Genomic DNA, 1937 nt, shown 5'->3' on the forward strand with positions numbered 1-1937 from the left:
CGTCTGGCGACTTTGCACGCCATCTGCTTGCAGAGTTTCCCTAGATGCTGATTTCATCTTTTTGGCAGCTGTTTCAACTGTTGTATTCCTCATGCAACGGATTGCCTTTAGTATACCACACCTCTTGACGGTTGTCAAGAGGTTTTTCAAAATTTCTGCGGAAGATTTATTTGGGAAATTTGTGCAAAGGTGAGAGGCGGGAGAGGGTTGTGCGGTGTTCCCCTAGAACGGAGAAAAATCACCTTACAAAATTCGCATATCATTATCGTATCACCCTCTCCTGAACAGATGCTCTCACGCCGAAATCCGACAATACCGTTCCCCTTCCAGCACCTGCTGCATATACTTTTCCGGTGTTGTCATGCAGACAGCACTCTGAAACGTGAAAGGACTGCAGCCGGACACCAGCACTGCACCGGTATCGTCTTTCTTCACCGGAAACTGCCGGTTTCTGCTGCACACGTTCCAGTAGACCACCGCAGGCAGCTGATACCCTGCCGCCTGATATTCCTGCTTCATCTGCTGGAATATCGTCACGCCGTTGCCGGACTGCTTATCGAATTCCATGTCCGAGATCACGTAGATCACTTTCGGCAGTTCCTCCGGCGGCACGTGGTGCTGAACTGCACTCTGAAGTATCAGACGAAATACTTTTTCCAGATCGGTATTGCTGACTTCATTATAGGACATACAGTGCTCCACCTTTTGAAAAATGTCCTCCCCTTTCAGAGCAATCAAGCGGGGGTTGTCGGAAAAGGTGATAAAGTGGTTGTGGAAGTATCCCTCATTTCGTTCGGCACAGTAAATGCCCAGCGAAACGGCAACATGAATCGGCATCACATCGCCGGAATAGTTCCAGTACATGGAACCGGAACCGTCTACCACGGCAATGGCATTTTGTTCCGGCATATAATCCGGCAGGGATTTCCATGTCACGTCCAGTATCCGCTGTTTTTGTGCAATGTCATCATAAAACATTGCGTTTTCCTCCAATTCGATGCAGTCCCGAACGATCTCATAGGGGAAAAGCTGACCTGCTTTCAGCAGTCCCTTTTCCTGCTCTGCCCGTTCCAGAAACTCGGAGTACCGCTGTCTGTCATGCTTGCAGAATGCTTTCTGATACTTGTACAAGGCTCTGGAGGGCAGTTTGGCATAATCAAAGGTGTAATCCTTCCGGCAAAGCCGCTTTTCCAGCACGTCTGCATAGGTGCGAAGCTGGGAGAGCATTTTCCGGTAAGCCTTTTCCGAAAGATGCAGCCGCTTACAGAGCAGCTTTGCCTGCCGGCACACGTTCTGATTGGAGGTGTGCACAGAGGGCAGCCACTTCGCCAGCAGAGAGATCGGCTTTTCTTCCAGCATGTCCTGTTGGTCTTGCTGTAGCTGCTTCTGGATCAGCTGTATCAGTTCCGGCTCACAGGGCGTGTTCAGCAATACCATACAATCGTCAAACCGCCCGTACTCCGGAATCCACTGCAAATTTTTCCGGACACTTTCGGGATAGATCGTTGCCGCATATTGCAGCATCTGCCGGAACACGCTCCGTTCACCCAATCCGCCGCGGGTATCCCGCAGGTAAAACAGGATCCGCATTGCGTATACCGGATTCTCTGCATATGCCGCCAAGAATATGTCTTTCAGGCGTTTTGCAGAAGCTTCCCGCAACGCACCGGCTGTGGAAAACAGGTTCAGGCACGCATCGCCGGTATCGTGATACGCCAGTGCTCCGTTTTCGGTGTTTGTCCAGTTCAGTTCCTCTGATAATGCATTCAGCATGAAAAACACGTCCTTTCTTGTTATGTACTGTACGATTGTTGAAAAAGCCCCACACGAAACCGGTTTCATGGCTTCGTATGGGGCTGCCTAAATGCTCCACGATGCTGTTTCGATGGAGAACCCATCTTATTCAATTTTAGGCAATACCGCACAAAGAGCGTCTG

General features: G+C 50.1%; 1 protein-coding gene. It reads right to left on the bottom strand.

Annotated elements, in window-relative coordinates; genetic code table 11:
• Window positions 1–294: 294 nt before the first annotated feature.
• Window positions 295–1773, bottom strand: a complete 1479-nt coding sequence (locus tag RUMCAL_RS01765) for a DUF2828 family protein (RefSeq protein ID WP_040646529.1) — start codon at window positions 1771–1773, stop codon at window positions 295–297.
• Between the last annotated feature and the right edge of the window lie 164 nt (window positions 1774–1937).

This window comes from Ruminococcus callidus ATCC 27760 (assembly GCF_000468015.1).
In the GTDB taxonomy this organism is placed as follows: Bacteria; Bacillota; Clostridia; order Oscillospirales; family Ruminococcaceae; genus Ruminococcus_C; species Ruminococcus_C callidus.